This is a genomic window from Treponema sp. UBA7570, assembly GCA_002477955.1.
Taxonomy (GTDB): Bacteria; Spirochaetota; Spirochaetia; order Treponematales; family Treponemataceae; genus Treponema_D.
The window spans coordinates 1-21,354 of the sequence record DLLE01000009.1; the positions used below are offsets into that span (position 1 = coordinate 1).

A 21,354-nucleotide genomic window follows, 5' to 3' on the forward strand; every position below is an offset into this window, starting at 1 on the left:
TGCGCTTTTAGTCGGCAGTTGTTGCCGGCACAAGATTTTTTGCGTCGACAGGATCATCGTCAACAAACTGGCTTCCGCCAGAAGCATACTGCAAAACCGGATCAACCGGACCTTTTTTAGTCCAAATTTTTCCGTTTTTCATTTCGTCCGGGTTTTTTCCAATCGGCGCATTAGAAAGCAAAAGCTTTACGCGGTTCAGCTGGTTTACTTCCGAAGCTCCAGGGTCATAGTCGATTGCGCTGATGTTCGACTGAGGAAAATGCCTTCTCAGCTCTTTTATCATGCCTTTTCCGGTAATGTGGTTTGGAAGGCAGGCAAAAGGCTGGACGCAGGCAATTGAAGGCGCCCCGGAATGAATAAGCTCAATCATTTCTGCGGTCAAGAACCAGCCTTCTCCGCTTATGTTTCCAATCTGGCAAATTCCTTCAACTGATTTCATCATCTCCCAAATGTTGGTCGGAGTTGTAAAGCGGCGGCTGCGTTTTAGGCAGCGGTTTATGTAATATCTGTAGAAATTCAACAGCTTAATAATCAGTTTTCCGGTTTTTTCTTCTTTTTTAGGGAACGCGAGCTCTTCGTGCCTGAATTTTCCATCGGCCATTGTGTAGTAGACAAAATCCATAAGATCCGGCATTACACATTCCGCGCCTTCATTTTCGATTACTTTTACAAGGTCGTTGTTTGCTGTCGGATGGAATTTTACAAGGATTTCTCCTACAACACCAACCCGAGGCTTTTTAACCGGAAGAATCGGAAGCTTGTCAAAATCACGCACAATTCCGCGGATCATTCTGTGATAGCCCAAAATTGAAAGCGATTTTAACTGTTTTGTAACCTTCTCATTCCATTTTTCATAAAGAGCGTCTGCGCTTCCTGGAACAGCTTCGTAAGGGCGGACTCTGTACAGAACGCGCATAAAAAGGTCGCCGATAAAAGCAGCCATCATTGCGCGGTGAACAAGCGGCAAAGTAAACTTAAAGCCCGGATTTTTTTCAAGTCCGACTGTATTGAGAGAGATTACAGGAATCTGCCCCCAGCCTGCATCGTTCAAGGCACGGCGGATAAAACCGATATAGTTTGTAGCGCGGCAGCCGCCGCCAGTCTGCGTGATTAAAAGGGCGGTTTTGTTGAGATTGTACTTTCCGCTTTCGAGCGCGTGCATCATCTGGCCGGCGACAAGAATCGACGGATAGCAGGCGTCGTTATTTACATATTTTAGTCCGGCGTCTACGGCTTTTGGATCGACCGCATCAAGCACAACAAGCTTGTAGCCAGAATACTTGAACGCCGCTTCCAGAAGCCTCATGTGAATCGGCGACAATTGAGGACAGAGAATTGTATATTCGTCCTTCATTTTTTCTGTAAACACAACGCGCTGGTAAGCAGAAGATTTTATCGTCACCTTTTTTCGAGAACGCTGACGGGCTTTTACGGCGGCAATAAGAGAGCGGATACGGATTCTTACGGCTCCAAGATTTGAGCCTTCATCAATCTTTATGAGAGTGTACATCCGGCTCTTTGCCTTCATGATTTCATCAACCTGGTCGGCTGTTACAGCGTCAAGACCGCAGCCAAAAGAAGTAAGCTGCACAAGCTCAAGGTTCGGCATTCCTGCGACAAAATTGGCGGCGCGGTAAAGACGGTTGTGGTAAACCCACTGGTCAACTATGCGAAGAGGACGCTCAACAGAACCAAGATGCGCAACTGAATCTTCTGTAAAGACAGCAAGGCCAAGTCCGTGAATCATTTCCGGAATTCCATGGTTGATTTCCGGATCAAGGTGATAAGGACGTCCCGCAAGAACAATTCCGTTTCCGCCGCTTACAACAAGCTGCTCAAGCGCTTCTTCTGCCGCCGTCTGAGTGTCCGCCTTAAACTTTTCCTGCTCAATCCAGCCGGCGTCAATGGCATCGTAAACCTGCTTTTCTGTCAAAACCGGATAATAAGTGTGAATTTCTTCATAAAAACGCTCTTTGAGACGGGTTTTGTCGTAAATCGGCAGGAACGGATTTAAAAAGAGCAAATCTTTTGAATTTATTACGTTGTCAAGGTTGTGTTTTAAAACTTCCGGATATGAAGTTACAACCGGACAGTTGTAATGATTTCCGGCGCCCGCATCTTCCTGTTTCTCGTAAGGAATGCAAGGATAGAATATGAATTTGCATCCCATTTTTAAGAGCGACTCGATATGGCCATGGCTGATTTTTGCCGGATAACATACAGATTCAGACGGAATGGAATCAATTCCGCGTTCATAAATCATTTTATTTGAGCGAGGACTGAGTTTTACCTGAAATCCCAATTTTGTGAAAACTGTAAACCAAAGCGGATAGTTTTCGTACATATTGAGAACGCGAGGAATTCCAACGCTTCCCATAGGAGCATCTTCCGGTTTTAGAGGAACATAATAGTTGAAAAGGCGTTTGTATTTCCAGTCAAAGAGGTTTGGAAGCTCAATGGAAGATTCTTCAACACCGGTGTTTTCTTTGTTTGAGCCGTCAACAGTTTTTGTGTCCTTAAGTTTATGGCGTTCAAGACCTTTTTCGCAGCGGTTTCCTGTAATAAACTGGCGCTTGTCGTTTCCTGCGGTAAATGTATTGATTGTAAGAAGACAGTTGTTCTGGCAGCCGCCACAACGAGTAAGCTCAAGCTCAACCTTAAATGAATCAAGCTGTTCTGGAGTCGCAATGTTTGAAACTACCTTTGGAGGAGTCCAGTTTTTTTCCTGTCCAGGCTTTGGAGCTGTCAAATCGCACCACTGGTCGTAGGCAATCAATGCTGAACCGTAAGCGCCCATCAAACCTGCAACGTCCGGCCTGAAAACTTCGACACCGGAAATTTTCTCAAAAGCGCGGAGAACGGCATCATTGTAAAAAGTTCCGCCCTGAACAACAACTTTTTTTCCGATTTCTGAGGCACGGCGCAATTTTATAACCTTAAAAAGCGCATTTTTGATTACCGAATATGAAAGTCCGGCAGAAATGTCATCGATTGTAGCGCCTTCTTTCTGAGCCTGCTTTACACGGCTGTTCATAAATACAGTACAGCGGGAACCCAAATCGACTGGCTTTTTAGAAAGAAGAGCTTTTTGCGCAAATTCTTTTATGTCGAGATTCATTGAATTTGCAAAATTTGCAAGGAATGAACCACAGCCGGCAGAACAAGCTTCGTTTAACTGAATTGAAGTGATTGCGCCGTCTTTCATGCGCAGACACTTCATATCCTGACCGCCAATATCGAGCAAAAATTCAACTCCAGGAACAAAGAATTCCGCGGCGCGATAGTGAGTGATTGTTTCTACTTCGCCAGCATCAACTCCGAGAGCCGCCTGGAAAAGCGCCTCGCCATAACCTGTCGAAACAGAACGCGCAATATAGCAGTCTTTCGGCAAAATTTTATAAAGAGTTTTTAAAACGCGGACAGCAAGCTCGACAGGATTTCCTGCATTTACATCGTAGAAATCCCAGAGAATTTCGCCTTTTTTATTGATGAGAACGGCTTTTGTTGTAGTTGAACCGGCATCAAGACCGAGAAACAGAGGGCCGTGTTCATCTGCAAGTTTTCCGCGCTTTGCCTTGTCCTTTGCATGGCGCTCACGGAAAATTCTTAAATCCTCTTCGTCCTTAAAAAGCGGTTCAAGGCGCTGAACTTCGTTTAATTCCGCGCCATTAAGATTTTTAAGGCTGTCCTTAAACTGAGCAATAGTCAAAAACTGTTTTGGAGATTCTGCTCCTACACATGAAAGTTTTTTTTCTGCAGAATATGCCGCTCCGGCAGCAACAAAAAGCTGAGAATCTTCAGGAACGATTGTTTCTTCCGGAGTAAGCTTTAATGTTTCGATAAAGCGCTGACGCAGCTGATCCAGAAAGTGAAGCGGCCCTCCCAAAAACGCCACATTTCCGCGGATTGGTTTGCCGCAGGCAAGACCAGAAATAGTCTGGTTTACAACCGCCTGAAAAATCGAAGCGGCAATGTCTTCGCGGCGGGCGCCTTCGTTAATAAGCGGCTGAACGTCAGTTTTTGCAAAAACACCGCAGCGGGCGGCAATCGGATAAATTGTTTCGTAACCGGCCGCAAGCTTGTTAAGACCTGGCGCGTCGGTTTCGAGCAAAGCTGCCATCTGGTCAATAAAAGCTCCAGTACCGCCGGCACAAGTTCCGTTCATGCGCTGTTCAACACCGCCGGTAAAATATGTAATTTTTGCGTCTTCTCCGCCAAGCTCGATCACAACGTCTGTCTGAGGAATGAGTTTTTTTACAGCAGTTGTGGCTGCAACTACTTCCTGAATAAAAGGAATATTAAGCCACTGAGAAACAGAAAGACCGCCAGAACCTGTAACTTTTACAGAAACAGTATTGTTCTCACCCAGTTTTTTTTCAACTTCTTCCAGAGCCTTTGTAACAACCGTGATAATTGTATTGCGAATGTCTGCACGATGGCGCTGATAATCGCCGTAAATCACTTTATCGTTTTGATCAAGACAAACGACTTTTACAGTTGTAGAGCCAACATCAATACCAATACGGATTGGAGTTGACGCAGGAGTAAATTTTACATTGGAAAGTTCCATCAAGTACCTCAAATTTTACGGATGTATATATATGAAAAGTTATAAAATTTTTTATTTTTAAGCTTCTGATAAATTTAGCACTTATATTTTGAAAATTCAACAGATTAGGCAAATTTGCCGCTTTTATAGTAGAATTTGAATGTTTTTACAAAAAACTTACGCCTGATTGCAGCCGCGCGAAGCGTTCGACTTGTCGAATGAAACGGCGGAAAGCAGGTTAGAGCAAAAAATGCCGTCCAAATTTTATTTTTTTTGATTTTCTGGCGCTGGAATCACAAAATAAACGCGCGCTCCTGCCGAAAGCACGTCTAGATTAAAGTTTTTTGTTGTATTTTTTGGAGCGGCGGTATAGTTTTGGGCGTTTTTTGTTACTGTAAGTTCGCAAAGAATGCGTTTTCCGTCGCGAATTTGCGCGTCAAAAGTTTGAATTTCTGGCGAAACAAGGTCTTTGGCTGAATTTGCAACATAAAGTTTTAGATTATTCTTGTCCGAAGAATTGATTATGCAAGCATGGGCCGGGAATGTTTTGTCTGAAAGGCAAATTTCTTCAAAAGCGTCTTGAAATTCTGAAATCTGGGCATCTTTTTGTGAAATTTTTGTTTTTAAGCCATCGATTTGAGTCTGCATCTGGTTTTGAGCCTGCGCCATTTCTGTCGTAATCGAAAAAGCCAGACGCTGCATTGCCGGAACGTAATGGCGGATTGTGTTTTCGAGAGGAATTGTTGAAAAACGGTTGGCAATCGTGTTTAAGTCGTCGAGATAAACTGCGGCATTTTTGACGGAAGAAGAAAAAACTTCTGACGGCGACTTGAATTGCGAAAGATATTCTGAAGGTTCAAAACGAGAATTGAACTGGATTGCGGCTGTTGATACCGCATTTTTTGGAATTCCCGTTTCTAAAATTATCTTGTCCTGAAGCGCAGACTGGCTGCGTGCGTCCGGGTCGAGAAGGTCGATTTTTGCCTGATATGTTTTTCTGACGTTTTCGACGGCTTCGCGTTGCTGTTTTACGGCTTCGCGTTGCTGCAAAATCATCTGAGTTTTTAATTCACTTATGCGATTCTGGTATTTTTTTTCGAGGTTTCGAATTTGAATATCGTTTAGTTGTTTTTGGCTGTCGAGAACAGCTTCGTCTGCCTGGGCTGCAGAAAGTTTTTGCGGGTCGTAGCCAGAAAGTTTTTCCTTAATTTCTGCAATTTTTGCGTCGGCGGCCTGAATTTCCGGCTCGTATTTTCCGCGTATGCTTTTTACAGAATTTTTGTATTCTTCCTGAATTTGCAAGGTTTTTCGGGCAATTGCATCTTTGCTTGAAACTTTTGAAACTGTACGCAAAACATATAAATCATTTTCGCGTTTTTGGTCGGCTGCGTTCAATTCGTCATCGCGCTGAGAAACGAGCATTTCTTTTGCCTGAAGCGCGTTTGCATAAAGAGATTCTGTTCTTCCGGCAGAATTGAGAAGAGCACGAAGATTTAAATCGTTGAAAGTGTCGATATTAACCTTGATTTTTCTGTTTTGAGAAGTAATAAAAAGCGTAAGTCCGGCAACTAAAAGGGTTACGACAACGGCGCACACGCAAAGAATTATGACTACAGAACGGTTTTTGTGCTGTTTTGTACGCGCATATTCTTCTTCGAGGTTGTATTGCGCCGCTTTTGAGTAACTTAATTTTTTTAATTCGTCTTTTAAGAAAAGCTGAACTTCTTTGTGAGTTTTAGCTTCCTGAAGTTCGTTTATTTTGTTGTCATTGTCCATATTCCCATCCAGCCGTCAGGAGCCTTGAGCTTGCCCATTCTTTCCAAAAAGACCTGAGCTGCTTCAAGTCCGCAGTCTTTAAATGATTTTCTGGCCGAGTTCCAGTCGCCTGAGTAATAGGCAGAAAGCGCGGTTTCGAAAAGTCCAAATTTTGTTTTTAGCTCAGGCTCGCCTTCTTCAAGGCTTACAGGGAAAAATATTTTTTTTCCTTCTGTTTTGCCTTTTACCTGAACAGTGTCAATTTCGTAGAATGTGTATTTGTCCGAAAAACTTTCAACTTCGTTTTTTACGTATTCAGAGCAGATTACAGGAAGATGATAAATTCGCGTCAAACCTTCAAGACGGCTTGCTGAGTTTACATTGTCGCCGATTACAGTGTTTGTCATGTGCTCGTCTGAGCCGATATTTCCGTAAAAGACGTTTCCGCCGTCAATTCCAACTCCAACGTCGATTAAAACAGCCTTAAAAACCCGGTCTTCGGCTTCGGTCAAAGTCCGTTCTTTTTCGATTTCTGTCCGGCGAAGAATCATTTTTTCGCGCAGCTGCGCCGTCAGTTTTGTAATGTTCCAGGCCGACTCCACAGCCTCAAAGGATTTTTTCTTTGAAGAAGCAGTCCCGTAAATGGCAAGAATTGCATCTCCGATAATTGAACCGATTACTCCACAGTTTTCATGGACAGCGTGAATTACACGGTCGTAATGAACGTTTAAAAGGTCGATTATGTCGTTTCCGAGAGTTTCCGTTCTGTAAGTAAAACTTTTTATGTCTGAAAATAAAATCGTCAGGTTGCGTCGTTTTCCTTCAAGCCGAATTTGATGCTCGTTATAAGCTTTTGCCACAACGTCTTTAGAAACAAATTTTTGAAAAATTCCAAGAAGATTGCTGATTGTCGAAGAAAGTGAATTAAAACTTGCCGCAAGATAAGTTATGTCATCGTTTGGAGAAGAAGACAAATCGATTGTTTCGAGTTTTTGATTTTGCTGCATCTGGTAAAGGCTGCTCGTGATTTTTTTGACATTTGCAAGAATTTTTCCAAAAACCTTAAAACCTACGATTAGAAAAGCAACCAGAAGAATAAAAATTATGAGTGAAATTACGGCAAGAACGACAAAAGTCGAATGATTTGTGTCTGCGCGGGATTCGCCTCGGATAAAGTAGCACTGCCAGTCTTCCTGATATTTGTAAACTCCAAAATACGAACCTTTTTCCGTCTCAAAATTCAAAGAACCGTCAAAAATTCCATTTTCATAATCTGAATTTATCCGGGCAAGAGCAGCTTTGTCAAAAAAACTGTAGTCTTTTTTTTCTTGTTGCTCAGTTTCGCCAGAATTTACATTTTCCGGTTTCTGAGCGTCGTCAAGCTGAGCCTGAAAAATTTTCTGCTCGTCTGTTTCTGTGCCGTCAGCATAAACTTCAAAAAGAATGTTTCCTTGCCTGTCGATTGCAGCCGCAAAACTCTTTGGAAAATCAAAGCCTTTTTTTGAAACGCTCTTCAACGCTTCAATACAAGTCTGTCTCTCGCCGTTAAAAGAAAAAATCTGATATTGATTTCCTGCGGCTGAATACAAATCTTTGAGCTGGCTCACCATAATCGTATTGTTTAAATTGATAATTTGCTTTTGGCTCAAAAGTAGATTGATTGTATTTGTTGTGAAATTTGAAAGCAATAAAAGAACTGTAAAAACTGCGACAATTTTTAAGGAAATTGGTACAATTCTTGTCTGGCCGACCTTTTGAAAAAATTGTTTTCTGGACATTTTAGATTTTCTCCAGTTTTTAGTATAAAACCGCAATCTTAAAAGCGCAAGAAAACGAATAAAAAAATGTCATTGCAAACACCAGGTTAAAAATATATTCTCTATAAGTATGAATACAGAAAACAATTCTCCTGCAAAAAATATTGCGGCCGGACAAAAAAAATCAAATACAAAAAAATCACTTCTTGCATCCGGGCTTTCTCTCTCATTTTTTACGCTTTGCTCAAGAATTTTAGGACTTGTCCGCGAAATGACAAAAGCCTCTTTTTTAGGAACTTCAAAATTTGCGGACGCATTTGGAATTGCTTTTATGATTCCAAATCTTTTGAGAAGACTTTTTGCCGAAAACTCAATTTCTGTCGCTTTTATTCCGACTTTTCGAGGGTATCTTGAAGATTCTGCAGATTCTGGAAAAAATTCGGACGAATTAAAAAAAACAAAGGAATTCTTAAATTCAACAATAACACTCATAAGCTTTTGCACAACCGTTGTTGTAATCCTTGGAATCGCGTTTTCTCCGCTGATTATTCCGTTTTTTTTAGACGCGTCGGATTCTGTTTTAACGGCGGAAGCAGTTCTTCTTACGAGAATAATGTTTCCTTACCTTTTTGTAATTTCGGTCGCAGCTTTTTTTCAGGGAATTTTAAATGGCGTAAAAATTTTCAGTCCTTCAGGTTTTACTCCAGTTCTTTTTAATTCAATTGTAATTGCCTGCACTTATATTTTTACTCCGATCCTTACAAAAAATGTCGCCGGCGCAGAACTTCGCGCACAAATGGCAGCCCGCGCAATGTCGCTCGGAGTTTTGATCGGCGGTTGTGTCCAGGCAATTTTTCAGCTTCCTTTTGTAATAAAAACCGGCTGGTTTTGCCATTTTACTTCGCTCAAAAAAGCGTTTAAAAACCCTGGCACTAAAAAAGTTATTGCGCTTGTAGGTCCGACAGTAATTGGAATGGCTGCTTATCAGCTGAATGATGTGATTTCGACGGCTCTTGCAGGAAAAGCAGGAACAGGAATAGTTTCTTCTCTCCAGTACAGTCTGCGCCTTCAAGAACTGATTCTAGGAATTTTTGCTGTTTCGATTGGAACCGTAATTTTGCCGGATTTGAGCGGACTTGCAAAAACACAAAAATGGGAAAATTTTAACAGGCTTCTTTCGCAGGCAATCAAAATTATCGCTCTGATTTCGATTCCAGTAACTTTTTATTCGCTTGTATGTGGCAAAGAAATTATTTCTCTTGTCTATAAATCGAAAAATTTTAATGATGAATCAGTTCATCTTACTCTTGCGGCATTTCGATTTCATATTGCAGGACTTTTTTTTATTGCAATGAACAGAGTTGTCGCTCCTGCTTTTTATGCACAGGGAAACACAAAATCCCCTACTCTGGCAGGAATTTTTGGACTTGCAATAAATATGATTTTTGCGCTTATTTTGATAAAACCTATGAGCGGAGGAGGAATTGCTCTGGCGCTCACCCTCGGAAGCCTTGCAAATTCCGTTTTGCTTTTTGTTTTTCTTAAAAAAAATGAACAGATTGACGTAAAAGCCGTTGTCGGAGGAACAATTTTGTATTCGCTAAAAATTGCCGTGCTTTCGATAATTGCAGCAGTTCCGGCAATTCTCGTTAAAAACGCAACATCTGCTTTGTTTGCAGGCCGCGGAAGATTTGTAGAATTTGGAGGAGCAGTAATTTTGACAGCAATAGTTTTTGCTTTTGCAGGAATTTTACTTTTGCTTATAACAAAAGATCCTATGCTTGCAAGCGCTAAAAATATGGTTCTAAAAAAAGTAAAAAAATAATTTGAAGAACAGTTTTCAATAAACAAACCGTCCGAACAAAAACAAAATTTATGTTAAAATACAATTTGATTTAGGGAGATAATTCTAAATGAAAAATTACACAAAAGATGAATTAAAAAAAATATATGCTGCCAGACGTGAAAAACTTTTTGCATTTATGAAAGAAAACAAAATCACTGCGGCGGTTTTTGAGGACACCGAAGGCCGCAGAGACTTGAGCGTCCGCTATTTTACCGGACATCCTTCGGACGCGCTTTGGATTTGTTCTAGCGATGGAAAAAATGCGCTTGTTCCTTGGGACGAAAATCTTGCAAAAGAGCGAAGCGTTGATGTTAAAATCGTTCCATATAATAAGTATGACAGAAAAAATATTGAAGCCGTTCGGGAAGTTTTAAAGTCTTTCAAAAAAAATGATCCGCGCCTCAAAGTTGAAGTTTCGCCTGCAACTCCATATCCGCTGTTTTTAAAGTACGTAGACGCGTTGCAAGGCTGGGACGTTTTGTGCAGAGAAAATTCTGTTCATGACTATGTGCTTTCTCTGCGCGCCTGCAAAGATGAATACGAGATTGAATGTACAAAAGAAGCGGCAAGAGTCGGAGACATGATAATCGAAAAAATCGAAAATGGAATTGATGACGGCTCTATCAAAACAGAAATGGATGTTTCGCTTTTGATTGAACGAGAATTGAGGCTCAACGGCTGCGAAAGAAACGGTTTTGACACTTTGGCCGCAGGTTCTTCAAGAAGTTTTGCAATTCACGCTTTTCCAGGCTACACAAGCGCTCCATGGCCTGGAAAAGGTCTTTCAATTCTTGATTTTGGAGTTGTTTTTGAAGGCTACACTTCCGACACTACACTCACAGTTGTAAAAGATGCAACTGATGAACAGAAAAAATTTGTTGAACTTGTAGAAAAAGCCGCAAAAGAAGCTCTGCCTTACTATAAAAATGGTGAAAAAATCAAAATGGCAGGTCTTGTTGCTGACGAAGTTTTCAAAAAAGCAAAGCGCGAAATGCCTCATACTTTGGGTCATGGAATCGGACTTGAAATCCATGAATTTCCACGGGTAAGCGCAAAACAGAGCGACGACCTTGTTTTTAAGCCGGGAATGATTGTCACTCTTGAGCCTGGACTTTATGATTCAAAACTTGGCGGCGCACGTCTGGAAAACGATGTTCTTATTACCGAAGACGGAAACGAAGTAATTACTCACAGCAAGATTATTTACCGTTAAAAAGGAATTTTTTTGAGCAAATTTTCCATTGCGAAAACAAGATTTTTATCTGGAATTTTGTTAGAAAGCTCCTTTACGACTTTAAAACCGTCGGACAAAAGCTGTCGAGAAGATGAACTTTGTCCGATTTTTTGTCCGGCAGGCTGAACAAAACCGCCTTCAATAAGCTCATTTGCCTTTTCAAAAAGACCTTTTTTGCCCGAAAGCCGGGAAATTACAAAATCAAGGAGAATGCGGGTTTCACTGGTCTGAAATTCGCATTTTTTTTCTTCAGGCAAGAATTCCAGGAGCTCACGAAGTTTTATAAAAAGCGCAAGTTTTGGATTTTGAGGAAGTTCTTCAACAGGTTCCGGTTCAAGAAAATCAAACGGTTCAATAGCTTCTAATTCCTGAGAAAAAACAGAAATTCCATCTGGAATATCTTGAGATTTATCGTCAAAACTTTCAAATTCTGAAAAACCTTGAGCTTCATCATCAAAACTTTCGAGTTCCGGCAACTTTTCTATGGCTGGCTGTTCTGAAGTTTTTAAACCTGCGGCTTGCTGAATTTTCTGAGGACTCTCTTCTGACGAATTTTGTTTTTCTTCCGTCAATTCCGGTTCATTTTCTTCATCTTGCCCATTTTCTTCCAGTTCGGGAATGTCTTCATCTTCAAAATCTTCCTGACCAAAAGTTTCAAAATCAAAATTTTCATCATCACCGAGTTTTAATTCGTCAAGGCTAGAATTTTCTTCGGTTTCGTCTTCTTCATTTTCTGCTTCCGCCAAAGTTTCGTCTTCCGTTTTTTTCTCCGCAAGATTTTCTTCGGTCTGCTCTAATTCAATTTCTGGCTGAATTCCGGCATTTTCTTCGTCCTGACTTTCTTTTTCAAAATCAGATTTTTCGCCGTTTAAATTTAATTTCTCTGAGGCGGATTCTTGATTTTCCGGCTGAATTTTGTTTCCGTCCAGATTTTCATCATCTTTGTTTTTTTCAACAAATTTTTCCACATATTTTAAATTTTCTTCGAGAATTTCGTCATTTGGGTTGACCGACAGCGCCCGTTTTACAAGTTCATGAGCTTCTTGAGCGCGATTTATTTTTACGAGGAGGCGCGAAAATCCACCGACTGCATCATTCCAAAGCGGTTTTGAACGCAAAGCCCTGGAATATGACTCGCAGGCTTTTTTATAATCTCCAAGTTCTTCATAACTTTTTGCAATATTTAGCAAAAGAACTGGATGGTTTGAGTCGACATTCAGCCCGCGCAAATACCACTGGACGGCTTTTTCGTGTTCATTTTTTTGAGCATAAATTGTTCCAAGATGATTGTAAGCAAGAACATCTTCCGGGTTCATTTCAATCGTATCTTCAAAACATTTGATTGCATTTTCCGTGTCGCCCATAATTTTGTAGGTAAAACCAAGATTGTATGAAACCTGGGGATTGTCGCTGTCAAAAATCAAAGCCTGTTCAAGGATGGCGATTGAATCTTCGTACATTTTTAAACGCCGGTAAATTCCGCCAAGAGTTATTAAAGAGTCAAAATCGCCTTTTGAAAGCTCAACTATATTTTTAAAGACAGGAAGAGCAAGGTCATCCCGGCCGCTTTTCATGTAAAGATTTCCAAGCTGTTTTAAAAGTTCAACATTGTTTCTGTCTTCTCGCAAAAGCTGGCGGTAAAGGCGTGCGGCAAGATCAAAATCTCGCGCCAAAGTTGCAGAACGTGCCCTCGAAAGCAAAAGTTGATTTGGGACCATAAATCTTCTCCAGTCAGTTAAGTCAGCGGAATTTATTTTTTTGCAAGCCGTTTTGCTGGACGGGCAAAAACTTCATTGGAAAGCTGGCCGTTTATGTTTTCATCCAGTTTTGAATATGTCGAAACCGCAAAATAGTAAATCGTTCCGTTGTTAAGTCCTGTCAGCGTAATTGAAGTTGAATTTCCAGCATTCACAGGAGAAACTCCTTCAACTGCAGCTCTGCCAAGATATTCTCCCGGCTTTGAGCCGTAATAAACATAGTAGCCGCCGGCATTGTCGTCAATCGAAAAACGCCAGCTTAAAGTAACTTCGCCGTCGCCGGGAACTGCCTTTACAAAAAACGGAGGAAGCGGAGCTTCGGGTTCTGTATATTTTACGGTCAATTCCGTAATTTTCGGAGTTTGCTGGCAATTTCCGTCCGGCAAAAGTTCGGAAGCAATTTGAAAATATTGTCCGCTAACGCCTTCTATTTTTTCGTCCAGCGAAATTTCTTTCCATTCAGGATAATTTTCTGTCCAGCCGTAGCAATTGTCGCCAGCACGCACAAAAAATTTCAATTCGGTCTGGGCAGGAACACTTACGATTCCCTCAAGGCTGTCAAAACTTGAGGCGCGGCTTACAAGGATTGGCCTTGTTTCAAAACGGCCGCCTTCCGCCTTAAAAGCTTCGTTTCCGCTTGCGAGAATATTTTCATCGCCTTTATAAGCGGCATTTTTTATACATATGCTGTCAATTTTCCCGGTAAAAGAAGGACAGATTTCGATTGTTGAATTTTTCCCAATGACTGGAGTGCAGACTGTTCCGCTTTCGTGGCGAGTCGAAGTTATAAATTTTATGTCTTCGGTTTTTCCGTCAACAAGATATTCAAGACATCCGGTTTCCTCATCAAAACTTACTGTATGACGGCTCCATTTTTGAGGAATCACCGGAGTTGAGCCTTTTAAGACAACTTCGCGCTCAGAAAGCCCCGGAAATACATTTAAAAATCTCCATTCAATCCGATTGTTCAAAAAAACAGCGCTAACCGTCTGAAAATCCGTGTATTTTGAATAATTTATTGAAGTCTGCCATGAATAAATTTTTTCGCCATTTTCTGCAAGCGACGGCGAAATCCAGAATTCGACCGAAAATGAGCTTCCAGGAGCATAGCTTCCGGAAAAAGGCGATGTATCTTTTTTTAAGACCAAACCTTTTTTTTCTCCGCGGCTTAAAGCGGCTCCGTTTCCTTTTGCAGCGTCTTTTACAGGCAAAAGATTATTTTCTATTATTTTATAATTTCCTTTTCCATCAAAATCCGAAATTTTTCCGTTTTCAAAAAGTAAAAACAGTTCTGTATCTACGTCGACAATTTGAGTTTGAGAAGAAAGCTGGAGAGCATCAAAACCAAAACGTCCCTGTCCTGTCGTAATTCCTTTTTTTATAAAAAAATCATTCCAGCCGTTTTTTCCGCCAAGAACCAAAGTTTTTTCTGAAGCGGCGGCTGTTGACACAAGCACAAAAGCCGAAGCAAAATATGCTAGACTCAATTTTAATATATTTTTTTTCATAAAACTCATAATGAATACTTCAGTTAATCCGGCCTATGAAATTCTTCACGAAACCGCACTAAAAGCACCTTCCTCCAGCGGTGTGTATTTATGGCGAAACGAAAAAGGAACTGTCATTTATGTCGGCAAAGCCAAAAACCTAAAAAACCGTCTCTCTTCGTATTTTTCCGGTGAGCGCCACATCAAAGTTCAACTTTTGGTGACAAACGCAAGCTCGATTGAATACATAACCACGTCAAACGAATACGAGGCGTTTCTTCTCGAAAACAACCTTATAAAAAAATATTCGCCGCGCTACAATATTCAACTAAAAGACGGAAAATCCTATCCTTCGCTAAAAATTACGAATGAAGAATTCCCACGGGTTTTCAAGACGCGGCAAATCAAAAAAGACGGCTCAATTTATTACGGACCGTATCCTGATTCAGGAGCCCTCGAAACTTTTATAGAGACACTTTACAAAGTTTATCCTGTAAGACATTGCCGGACATTCAAAAAAAGAACAGCTCCCTGCATGTATTACCACATCGGCCGTTGTAAAGCGCCTTGCTGCGGAAAAATTGATAAAGATTCCTATAATGAATTTATCGAAGAAATAAAGTCCTTGCTTGAGGAAAAAGGTGATGAAACTGCCGCAAAATTGACATCAATTATGAAAGCCGCTGCCGCTTCGCTAAATTTTGAAAAAGCCGCAAGAATCCGCGACGGACTGCGCGCTTTGACCGTCATGCAAAACCAGAATCTTGTCGAAGATTTTGCTTCGGTGGATGACCGCGACTACATTTCTCACTGGCGCGAGGGCGAACTCGTAAGTTTTACTGTCTTAAAAATCCGTGGCGGAAAACTGCTCGGGCGCGACAATTTCCGGGTAGAAAGCATTGCAGATGACGATGAGCTTCTTGAAGAATTTGCAGCCGCATATTATTCGGATACAGCAGACTTGCCGCCTTCAGTTTTTATTTCCGAAGAAGACAACTCGAAGGTTTTGGGGGAATGGCTGGAAAATTTAAAGCCGGACGAAAAACAGGCTCAAAAACCGAAGACAAAGCTTGTGACGGTAAAATGTTCCCAGGACGACAGGCGTTTTTCTGCCGAAAACAGACGGCACGCAGCAATTCTCAACATGGCAAAAAACAACGCCCACGAAGACATTATCCGGAGACTGAGGGAACGCGGGGATATGCCGGCCCTTGAAGAATTGAAAAAACTTCTCGGACTTCCACGGATTCCAGACAGAATCGAAGGTTTCGATATTGCCCACATTGGCGGAAAATTTCCAGTTGCTTCTCTTATCAGTTTTTGGAAAGGAAATCCCGACAAAAAAAATTACAGATATTTCCGTCTGAAGACAACAGACGGTGTAATTGACGATTTTGCATCAATGCGCGAAGCGGCGACAAGACGCTACAGCCGGCTCAAAAATGAAAATGAAAGTTTGCCGGACTTGATTTTAATAGACGGCGGCATAGGCCAAGTAAATGCAGTTGATGGAATATTAAAGGCGCTTGATCTTGATATTCCGATTGCAGGACTTGCAAAACGCGACGAAGAAATATGGCGGCCTCATACCTCAAAACCAATCCGCCTTCCAAAACAAAGCGACGCTCTAAGGCTTTTGCAGCGCGTCAGAGATGAAACACACCGTTTTGCGACCAGCAGAAACCAGACTTTAAGAACAAAAGAAAACACAGTGAGCATTTTTTCGACATTGCCGCACATTGGCGAAAAAAGAGAAAAATTGCTTCTAAAAACTTTTACAACAATCGAAAACCTTGCAAAAACCGAAGAATCGCAGATTGCGCAACTTTTGCACATAAGGGCGGACGAAGCCGGCGAAATTCTGCTGTCTGCAAAAAACCTTGCGCAGCAACAAAAAGAAGCAAAAAGAAGCAAAAAAATGGTTTTAAACCGTGGACTGAACAATGAAAATTACAGTTCAGCCGGGGAAGAAAATTCGTACACAAAAGCGCTGGCATCTGCCGCTCTTGATTTAAAAGTTGCAGAACCATAATGCAGCCCTGATTGAAGCAACGCGAAGCGTCCGGCTTTGCCGGATGAAGCGGACAGCGGAATTGCGGAAAGCAGGAAATTCGGACAAATGTTTTTTATATCCGCTTTCAAGGCTTAAAAGCAATATGAGCTCCTCAAATTTTATGATATAATTCCTAAAATTAACAGGAAATTTGCAAAAATAAAAATTCTGAACAGTTTGCGTTGCAAGCTTTTTATAAGGAGAGGACAAAATGTCAGAAAAAAAACAGTGGTTTGAAAACGAAAATTTCTGGAATAATTACGCTCCGATTATGTTCGATGCAAACCGTTGGGCAGAAGCTCCGGCAGTCGCCGAATCAGTCTGCAAAATCGCCGGCTTAAAAAAAGGAAGCGCAATTTTGGACGCTGGCTGCGGGCCTGGAAGGATCAGCGTTGAACTGGCATTGCTCGGAATGGACGTAACCGGAGTTGACATAATTCAAAGCGAGCTCGACGCCGCAAAAGAAACAGCCGAAGACGAAAACGTAAAACTCAGCCTTATAAAAGCAGATTTGCGCAGTTTTTCGTCCGGTAAAAAATTTGATTGCGCAGTAAATTTGTTCACATCGTTCGGTTACTGCGACACAATCGAAGAAGACGTTAAAATTCTACAGAATATTTATTCAAGTTTAAAAGACGGCGGCTGGTTTATTCTGGAAAATTTGAGCCGCGAGACTGCAATCCTGTATTTTACCGAAGGCGAATGGTTTGAACGTGCCGGAAAAACCGTCTTGACAGAATTCCACGTCGAAGGAGCATGGGAAGGACTTCGCTCAAAATGGATTTTAATCGACAACGAAACCGGTCAAAGAATAGAGCACGAGTTTGTGCAGAGATTATATTCTGGAATCGAGTTAAAGCGGATCTTGACAGGAATCGGTTTTAGTTCCGTAGAAGTTTACGGAGATTTTGATTTTAGCCCTTATAACGAAAAAGCCCGGACAATGGTAATTGTGGCAAAAAAATAAAAATGAAAAAGTTCTTTAAATTTTACAAAAACAATTTTATATCTCTTTTGTTCATTTCAATATTTTTTACATCTCAGCTGCAGCCTGTTTTTTCTGGAGAATTCAGCTCGGCAGTTGAATCTTCCCGCTCGGAAACAGAAACGCAGGAAGAAGAAGAAAAATCAGTCAGCTCTTCTAGCCCAGATTCAGAAGAAAATTCGCTTATCACTTTTTTAGCAGAAATTGCCGGAGTTCTATGGTATTACAACACCTGCACCGTACGCTACACATCATTTCCATACAAATATGAAAATTTAACCTACATGAAATGGGCAGAAACAGAAACAAATCCAGAAGCAAAAACAAAATCAAACCGATATTCAGCCTCAGATTCATTTTTTTATCTGGCAGATTTAGGAACAGGAAACGAATTTTGTTTTGAAGGACTTTTTTTCCCGATTATTGGACCTTATTTTGAAAACCTTGTAATCTCGGAACAAGACAATTTTCTTGACGAAACTTACGGAAACATTCGGCTTGGAGCCCATCTTTCAATTTTCCAGTCAAATTTAATAACAATTACGGGAATTGTCCAATGGTCAAAATGGTACGGAAACATAAGTGAAGTTTTAAAAAGCAACGGACTTGCGCTTGGAATGGATTTCCGCTTTTATCCTTTAAAACCGCTCGGATTCCAGTGGAAATTCTGCTGGCAAGAATTTGATGAAAATGTCTATTTACGGGATTCTCTTCTTTCGGCAGGAATTTTTCTTCAGCGCTACGAACTTTTTGCCGGCTGGAAACTCCTCGAAGTCGGAAATTCAGAAAACTTAAAGCCAACAAAAACCTGGAACGGAATAAGCGCAGGCTGCCGTGTCTATTTCTAAAAAAAAGGGCGTTTCCCTGCGCTGCGCTTAGGGTCGCTATGTCCGCCCTTCGCCACATCCGTGGCTCATTGCGCGGCTAAAAGCCGCGCAACTTCGGGGCTGCCAGCGCTAACGCAAAAATTGTTTTTAACCTAAATTCTATTCATTGACGAAAAAACCTTTTCCGCCATGATGTTGATTTCAACGTGCATTTTTTTGCTTGTCTCGCTCAAAATATTGCGCAGCTCGTCAATTGAAATATCAGCAGATTCAAGACTCACCATCATCATCATTACAAAATTTCCAGAAAGAATTGTCTGTGTAATATCCGCAATATTTATCTTGTGCTGAGCCAGCAATGCGCTTACTTCAGCAATAATTCCAACTTTGTCACTTCCAACAACTGTAATAATAGCATTCATATTTTCATTTTATAAAAACCAGCGTTTCTTGGCAATCAAAAAACTTAATCCGACGTCTTAAAATTCCGACAAACTAAATATGAAAAAACATTTGCGCGTTTCTTACAACGCACCTGTCAGCCTTACATTTTCGATTTTTTGCTCATTTATCTTTCTTGCCGATTATTTTATCTTCAAACACAAACTGATTTCTTTACTTTTTACAGTTCCCGGCAACAAAAATTTTGACTGGCTCTATCCGTTCAGCTACGTAAGGCTTTTTACTCACGTTCTCGGCCATATTGACGCGGCGCATCTCCTCGGAAACCTAACATTCATTCTTTTAATCGGACCGCTTATGGAAGAAAAATATGGCTCTGCAATGATTGCGCTTATGCTGACAGTTACAGCCTTTGTAACAGGAATGATTAACGCATGCTTTATTCCGTCTTCGCTTTTAGGAGCCAGCGGAATCGCTTTTATGCTTATTTTGCTCGCTTCGATAAGCACAATCGAAAAAAATCAGCTGCCTCTGAGTTTTATTTTCTTAATCGCAGTTTTTGTCCTAAAAGAATTTATTTCTCCGTCGGCTTCCAATGTTTCGACAATCGCGCACATTGCCGGCGGACTTTGCGGTTCGCTTTTTGGATTTTTAGTTGCGCCAAAAACAGCGCGCTCTCAAAAAACTGCCGATTCCAAAACAAAAACTCAGCAAAAAAAACAGCCGCAACAACAGTCTTCTGAGAATTCTTACAAAAATTCTGCCCAAAAAGACAGCGACGAAACAGTAATCGGAACAGTTCAACTCTAAAAGCAAAAAAAAATAAAATATGAAAGAACTTCCTTTGCCGTCAAAAAAAAGACTTCTAACACTTTCAAACCTGCTTTCTCAACAGCCAAAAGAAAAAATACACATAACTTCAGCAGAAATTGCTAAACTTACAGGCTGGGGCGAAGCAACAATCAGACGCGACATCTCTCTTCTGGAACTGCACACAGGAAAAAGCAACGGCTACGAATTAAAATCCTTAAAAACCGAAATAGACAAAAATCTTGGACTTATAAAAAGCAGCGGTGAAAAACACAACTTCTGCATAGTCGGACTTGGAAATCTCGGACAGGCTTTTCTTGAAAATTCCGTCTTTTTAAACGAAAATTTCGCTCTAGTTGCCGGCTTCGACTCAAACCAAAACCGCGTAGAACTTATAAAATCTAAAATTCCGCTTTTTCCAACTCTCGATCTCGAAAAAACAATCAGGCAGAAAAAAATCGAATTTGCAATTTTGACAGTTGACGACTCAATGGCTCAAAAAATGACAGACAGGCTCGTAAGCTACGGCATAAAAGGAATTGTAAACTACACAAATGCCGTGCTTACCGTGCCAGAAAATTTTCGGCTAGAAAATGCCTCTCCAGAAAAATCTCTGGCAAACCTTCTGTAAAAAACTAAAAACTGCAAAGCTAAAATCGCTGCGAATCGTAATAAAACGCAGGAAAAGGAAGTTTTGCGCTTTTTAAGGCAATTTCCGTCAAAGAGTCAAGTTTTCCAAAGCTAAAAGAAGTTTGCTTTAAAAATTTTTTAACAAGGGAAGGCTTTGGCTTGTATTTGTATTCTTCCAAGTCTTTTTTGTAGTCTTTATTGCCAAAAACTTCCGTGTAAATCAAATTTTTTGCTTCTTCAAAGTTCATTACATCGTCAACAAGCCCGTTATTTTTCGCCTGATTTGCCGTATAAATGCGTCCGTCCGCAAGTTCACGAACTTTTTCAATATCAAGCTTGCGGCTTTCGCTCACAATCTGAGTAAATTGACAGTAACACTCATCGGCAATCGACTGCATGATTTTTTTCTGCTCTTCGGTTACGGGTTCGGTAAAACTTCCCATAACCTTGTTTCGTCCAGCATGAATCGTTTCGCTTTTTATTCCGTGTTTTTTCATAAGTTCGGTTAAATCAACAAAACGTCCGGCAATTACACCAATTGAACCAGTCAAAGTGTTTCTGTTTGCAAAAATTTTGTCGGCAGAACAGCCAATGTAATAACCGCCGCTTGCCGCAAGAGAAGCAAAATATGCATAGACAGGACGCTTGGTTTCTCTCTTGTATTTTAAAACAGCTTCAAAAACTTCGTCAGATTCATAAACTCCGCCTCCAGGAGAATCGATAAAAAGCAATAATCCGGCATTAGCCTTGTCTTCCGAAATATCTTCTATCTGCTCAAGAATCCATTTTTGATTGTAAGTTTCGTTTTTTTCTTCGATAACACCGTCAATAACAAGTTTTGCGACCGTTTTTCCAGCCATTTTTTACACTCCCATAAAAAGTTTGCAACACAATCTTATAACAAAGTCAGCATATAAAAAGTTTAAAATGTTTACTACCCAAAATTCGGCGCTAATTCTTATTTTTTTTCTTATTGTGATTTTTTTCACAATAAAGCCAGTGTTTTTTCCGCTTTTTGTTGACTTTAACCGCAGAATTACCTAAACTTTTTGTACAATTTTTTGTGAATATTTTCACAAAAAAATCCGCGTTAGGGATAGAAGGGGCGCAAAGCGTTGGCGAAAGCCAATGGCAACCCCGAATAGCCCGGCTCGAGCGAAAGCGAGAGAAACGCCCAAAAAAGAATCAAAAATCACGATGAGGTGGAGACGAATGTCAAGAGTTTACAATTTTAGTGCTGGTCCTTCTTGCTTGCCGGAAGA

14 protein-coding genes are annotated in these 21,354 nt (G+C 40.9%); 7 read left to right on the forward strand and 7 right to left on the reverse strand.

Translation table 11 applies throughout. The features are described 5' to 3' along the window. Positions 1-7 precede the first annotated feature (7 nt). From B4N75_RS00615 to B4N75_RS00625, 3 genes are all read right to left on the reverse strand, one after another. On the reverse strand, positions 8-4,570 hold the full coding sequence (locus tag B4N75_RS00615) for a 2-hydroxyacyl-CoA dehydratase (protein ID WP_296666670.1): 4,563 nt from the start codon (positions 4,568-4,570) through the stop codon (positions 8-10). 243 nt (positions 4,571-4,813) lie between these two features. Beyond that, positions 4,814-6,325, reverse strand: a complete 1,512-nt coding sequence (locus tag B4N75_RS00620; RefSeq protein ID WP_296666668.1) for a hypothetical protein — start codon at positions 6,323-6,325, stop codon at positions 4,814-4,816. Continuing rightward, positions 6,304-8,082: an adenylate/guanylate cyclase domain-containing protein gene (locus B4N75_RS00625; RefSeq protein WP_296666665.1), complete on the reverse strand. Its 1,779-nt coding sequence runs from the start codon at positions 8,080-8,082 to the stop codon at positions 6,304-6,306. Before B4N75_RS00625 ends, B4N75_RS00620 begins: the two co-directional genes overlap by 22 nt. Positions 8,083-8,191: 109 nt before the next feature. Here B4N75_RS00625 and murJ point away from each other — a divergent pair, with 109 nt between their 5' ends. Further along, positions 8,192-9,886: a murein biosynthesis integral membrane protein MurJ gene (gene murJ / locus B4N75_RS00630; RefSeq protein WP_296666662.1), complete on the forward strand. Its 1,695-nt coding sequence runs from the start codon at positions 8,192-8,194 to the stop codon at positions 9,884-9,886. An 88-nt stretch (positions 9,887-9,974) separates the two neighbouring features. Further along, the gene (locus B4N75_RS00635) at positions 9,975-11,120 is read left to right on the forward strand and encodes a M24 family metallopeptidase (protein WP_296706320.1); all 1,146 of its coding nucleotides are present in this window, start codon (positions 9,975-9,977) and stop codon (positions 11,118-11,120) included. Here the strand turns inward: B4N75_RS00635 and B4N75_RS00640 are convergent. Both B4N75_RS00640 and B4N75_RS00645 read right to left on the reverse strand, forming a co-directional pair. Continuing rightward, positions 11,117-12,859 carry a tetratricopeptide repeat protein gene (locus tag B4N75_RS00640; RefSeq protein ID WP_296706322.1) on the reverse strand — a complete coding sequence of 581 codons (1,743 nt, stop codon included), beginning with the start codon at positions 12,857-12,859 and terminating at the stop codon, positions 11,117-11,119. The two genes, B4N75_RS00635 and B4N75_RS00640, sit on opposite strands and share 4 nt — an antisense overlap. Positions 12,860-12,891: 32 nt before the next feature. Next, entirely contained in the window at positions 12,892-14,415 is a 1,524-nt protein-coding gene (locus B4N75_RS00645) for a fibronectin type III domain-containing protein (protein WP_296666653.1), read from the reverse strand. 1 nt (position 14,416) lies between these two features. On the opposite strand from B4N75_RS00645, the gene uvrC reads away from it, so the two are divergent. The 3 genes from uvrC to B4N75_RS00660 all read left to right on the forward strand — a co-directional run bounded on the left by uvrC (position 14,417) and on the right by B4N75_RS00660 (position 18,271). Further along, complete coding sequence (gene uvrC / locus B4N75_RS00650; protein WP_296666648.1) at positions 14,417-16,417, forward strand: excinuclease ABC subunit UvrC; 2,001 nt, start codon at positions 14,417-14,419, stop codon at positions 16,415-16,417. Between the two features lie 232 nt (positions 16,418-16,649). Then, a complete protein-coding gene (locus tag B4N75_RS00655; protein WP_296023283.1) occupies positions 16,650-17,405 on the forward strand; it encodes a class I SAM-dependent methyltransferase in 756 nt (251 codons plus the stop codon). 2 nt (positions 17,406-17,407) lie between these two features. Beyond that, complete coding sequence (locus B4N75_RS00660) at positions 17,408-18,271, forward strand: hypothetical protein (RefSeq protein WP_296666643.1); 864 nt, start codon at positions 17,408-17,410, stop codon at positions 18,269-18,271. Between the two features lie 131 nt (positions 18,272-18,402). Here B4N75_RS00660 and B4N75_RS00665 read toward each other — a convergent pair whose 3' ends face one another. Next, positions 18,403-18,672 (reverse strand): ACT domain-containing protein, encoded by a 270-nt coding sequence (locus tag B4N75_RS00665; RefSeq protein ID WP_296023290.1) that lies wholly within the window; start codon positions 18,670-18,672, stop codon positions 18,403-18,405. 79 nt (positions 18,673-18,751) lie between these two features. Between B4N75_RS00665 and B4N75_RS00670 the strand changes: the two genes are divergently transcribed. Together B4N75_RS00670 and B4N75_RS00675 are read left to right on the forward strand one after the other, a co-directional pair. Beyond that, a complete protein-coding gene (locus tag B4N75_RS00670; RefSeq protein WP_296666637.1) occupies positions 18,752-19,462 on the forward strand; it encodes a rhomboid family intramembrane serine protease in 711 nt (236 codons plus the stop codon). A 19-nt stretch (positions 19,463-19,481) separates the two neighbouring features. Then, a complete protein-coding gene (locus tag B4N75_RS00675) occupies positions 19,482-20,093 on the forward strand; it encodes a winged-helix domain-containing protein (protein ID WP_296666634.1) in 612 nt (203 codons plus the stop codon). A gap of 19 nt (positions 20,094-20,112) precedes the next feature. Here B4N75_RS00675 and sppA read toward each other — a convergent pair whose 3' ends face one another. After that, positions 20,113-20,952: a signal peptide peptidase SppA gene (gene sppA, locus B4N75_RS00680; RefSeq protein WP_296023302.1), complete on the reverse strand. Its 840-nt coding sequence runs from the start codon at positions 20,950-20,952 to the stop codon at positions 20,113-20,115. Between the last annotated feature and the right edge of the window lie 402 nt (positions 20,953-21,354).

Coding starts and splice junctions, on each gene's coding strand:
- B4N75_RS00615 (WP_296666670.1), bottom strand. CDS start 4,570: ATGGAACTTTCCAATGTAAAATTTACTCCTGCGTCAACTCCAATCCGT.
- B4N75_RS00620 (WP_296666668.1), bottom strand. CDS start 6,325: ATGGACAATGACAACAAAATAAACGAACTTCAGGAAGCTAAAACTCAC.
- B4N75_RS00625 (WP_296666665.1), bottom strand. CDS start 8,082: ATGTCCAGAAAACAATTTTTTCAAAAGGTCGGCCAGACAAGAATTGTA.
- murJ (WP_296666662.1), top strand. CDS start 8,192: ATGAATACAGAAAACAATTCTCCTGCAAAAAATATTGCGGCCGGACAA.
- B4N75_RS00635 (WP_296706320.1), top strand. CDS start 9,975: ATGAAAAATTACACAAAAGATGAATTAAAAAAAATATATGCTGCCAGA.
- B4N75_RS00640 (WP_296706322.1), bottom strand. CDS start 12,859: ATGGTCCCAAATCAACTTTTGCTTTCGAGGGCACGTTCTGCAACTTTG.
- B4N75_RS00645 (WP_296666653.1), bottom strand. CDS start 14,415: ATGAGTTTTATGAAAAAAAATATATTAAAATTGAGTCTAGCATATTTT.
- uvrC (WP_296666648.1), top strand. CDS start 14,417: ATGAATACTTCAGTTAATCCGGCCTATGAAATTCTTCACGAAACCGCA.
- B4N75_RS00655 (WP_296023283.1), top strand. CDS start 16,650: ATGTCAGAAAAAAAACAGTGGTTTGAAAACGAAAATTTCTGGAATAAT.
- B4N75_RS00660 (WP_296666643.1), top strand. CDS start 17,408: ATGAAAAAGTTCTTTAAATTTTACAAAAACAATTTTATATCTCTTTTG.
- B4N75_RS00665 (WP_296023290.1), bottom strand. CDS start 18,672: ATGAATGCTATTATTACAGTTGTTGGAAGTGACAAAGTTGGAATTATT.
- B4N75_RS00670 (WP_296666637.1), top strand. CDS start 18,752: ATGAAAAAACATTTGCGCGTTTCTTACAACGCACCTGTCAGCCTTACA.
- B4N75_RS00675 (WP_296666634.1), top strand. CDS start 19,482: ATGAAAGAACTTCCTTTGCCGTCAAAAAAAAGACTTCTAACACTTTCA.
- sppA (WP_296023302.1), bottom strand. CDS start 20,952: ATGGCTGGAAAAACGGTCGCAAAACTTGTTATTGACGGTGTTATCGAA.